Genomic DNA, 2,623 nt, shown 5'->3' with positions numbered 1-2,623 from the left:
GGCTGGGACACCGCGTCGGCACTGCTGTTCCGCCCCCGGGTCCGCGAATTGCTCTCGAACACCGTGATGTTGGTCGTGGTCACGGTGCCGATCTGCGTCGTCACCGGTGTCACGGCCGCCTGGCTGGTCGAGCGCACGCGGGTGTTCGGGGCGAAGGTGTGGGCGGTGCTCCTCGCGGCGCCGCTGGCCGTTCCGGCGTTCGTGAACAGTTATTCGTGGGTGACGGCGATTCCCTCGCTCGGCGGGCTGCATGGTGGTGTTCTCATCGCGACCCTGTCGTACTTTCCTCTTGTCTACATTCCGACGGCCGCGACACTGCGCCGGCTGGACCCGGCCGTCGAGGAATCGGCGCGCGCCCTCGGTGCCGGGCCGTGGGCGGTGTTCTTCCGCGTCGTGGTGCCACAGCTGCGCCTGGCCATCGCGGGCGGGGCCCTGTTGGTCTCGCTACACCTGCTCGCCGAGTACGGTGCGTTCGTCTTCATCCGGTTCGACACGTTCACGACGGCGATTTTCGAGCAGTACCAGTCGACCTTCAACGGCGCCGCGGCGACCATGCTGGCCGGTGTGCTGGTGCTCCTCTGCCTCACCCTGCTGGTGATCGAATCGGTCGTCCGCGGCAGTGCCCGGTACGCCCGGATCGGTGCGGGCGCGGCTCGCCGGACGGCGCCCGCCGAGCTCGGCCGGCGCTATTCGCCGATCGTGTTTCTGTTCCTCGGGGTGCTGATCGCGGCGTCGGTCGGTGTCCCGGTCGTCAGTGTCCTGCGCTGGCTCGTCATCGGCGGGGCCGCAGTGTGGGAGTGGGACGCCGTCGCGCCTGCGCTGGTGCAGACTCTCGGGTTCGGCATCTCCGGCGCCGTCGTTACGTGTGTGCTCGCGTTCCCGATCGCCTGGATCTCGATCCGCCACCGCGGACGGTTCAGCCGCTTTCTCGAGGGCGGCACCTACATCTCGAGTTCGCTGCCCGGCATCGTGGTGGCACTGGCGTTGGTCACCGTCTCCATCCGCTATCTGCATCCGCTCTATCAGTCGGTCACCGTCGTGATCGCGGCCTACGCGCTGCTGTTCCTGCCGCGCGCCCTGGTGAACCTGCGGGCCGGGCTCGCGCAGGCTCCGGTCGGACTCGAGGAGGCGGCGCAGTCGCTGGGGATCTCACCGCTGTCGGCATTCTTCCGGGTGACGCTGCGACTGGCCGCCCCGGCCACAGCGGCGGCCGGGGCGCTGGTTTTCCTGGGGATCGTGAACGAGTTGACCGCCACCCTGTTGTTGGCGCCGACCGGTACCCGCACCCTGTCGATGCGGTTCTGGTCTCTGAGCAGCGAGATCGACTACGCCGGGGCGGCACCGTACGCGCTGATCATGATCGTACTGTCGCTGCCCATGACGTACGTGCTCTTCTCCCAGTCGAAAAAGGTAGCAGGACTATGACCTACGCACTCGAAGTGGAAGGCGTCGACAAATCGTTCGGCGCCGCGACGATCCTCCACCAGGTCACGCTCGTCGCCGAGGCCGGATCCACCACCGCGATCGTCGGCCCGTCCGGCTGCGGCAAGACCACCCTGCTCCGCCTGATCGCGGGCTTCGAGAAACCGGACGCCGGCACCATCGCACTGGCCGGCCGGATCGTCGCCGGCGGCGGCTGGACGCCCGCGCACCGACGGTCGGTGGGCTACGTCGCCCAGGACGGTGCGCTATTTCCCCACGCCACCGTCGGCGCCAACGTCGGGTTCGGTCTGCCCCGCCGAGCGCGCACCGCGTCGAGGATCGCCGAACTGCTCGAGATGGTGTCGCTGGACGCCTCGTACGCGGCCCGGCGACCCGACCAACTGTCGGGCGGGCAGCAACAGCGCGTAGCGCTCGCCCGGGCGCTGGCCCGTGAACCGGAACTCATGCTGCTCGACGAGCCGTTCTCCGCACTGGACGCCGGCCTGCGGGCCAACACCCGCAGGATCGTCGCCGACGTCCTCGCGAAGGCGGGGATCACCACCATCCTCGTCACCCACGACCAGCCCGAGGCGCTCTCGTTCGCCGACCGGGTCGCGGTGATGAGCGCCGGCCGGCTCGCCCAGATCGGCACCCCACGCGAAATCTATGCCACACCCATCGACGTCCCCACCGCGCAATTCATCGGCGACGCCGTCGTGCTGCCGGCGCACATCACCGGCGGCCGCGCCCGCTGCGCCCTCGGCGACGTCACCGTGACCTCGAACGGCGTCCACGGCGACGCCCGAGTCATGCTGCGGCCGGAGCAGATCGAACTCACCTCGGACGGCGTCGGCGTGTCCGGGACGGTCGTCGACATCGAGTACCTCGGATCGGAGATGCTGCTCGGCATCCGCCTCGACGCCGCAAGCGGCGCGGTCCCCGAACGGGTCACCGTGCGCCGCTTCGGTGCCACCGCCCTCACGCCGGGCGATCGCGTCGGTATCCGCGTCCTCGGCCACGCCGTGGCATACCCCGGTTGAGGTCCTCGGTGCCGGCACCGCATGTGAGGTAGCTGTGATCTCGCACCGCAACGTCGGAAACACCACCTGCGCCGGCGACGCCGCACGCGCACATGGACGAGATCCGCGACATCGCCGCCCAGAACCTAGGGGGTGGATCACCGACCAAATCCCCGCAGCAC

2 protein-coding genes are annotated in these 2,623 nt (G+C 69.5%); both read left to right on the top strand.

What is annotated here, in order from left to right; translation table 11 throughout:
* Nucleotides 1-1,425 (top strand): ABC transporter permease (locus WAW17_RS25000; protein ID WP_422335573.1); only part of this gene is annotated, 1,425 nt, incomplete at its 5' end.
* A complete protein-coding gene (locus WAW17_RS24995) occupies nt 1,422-2,462 on the top strand; it encodes an ABC transporter ATP-binding protein (RefSeq protein ID WP_422335572.1) in 1,041 nt (346 codons plus the stop codon). The genes WAW17_RS25000 and WAW17_RS24995, both read left to right, overlap by 4 nt.
* Nucleotides 2,463-2,623: the final 161 nt, after the last annotated feature.

It is taken from the genome of Rhodococcus sp. (in: high G+C Gram-positive bacteria) (assembly GCF_049286785.1).
In the GTDB taxonomy this organism is placed as follows: domain Bacteria; phylum Actinomycetota; class Actinomycetes; order Mycobacteriales; family Mycobacteriaceae; genus Rhodococcus_F.
This window is presented reverse-complemented; position numbering and strand designations above follow the sequence as displayed.

Bases quoted from the DNA above. Each gene is read 5' to 3' on its own strand.
- WAW17_RS24995 (WP_422335572.1), top strand. From the start codon at position 1,422: ATGACCTACGCACTCGAAGTGGAAGGCGTCGACAAATCGTTCGGCGCC.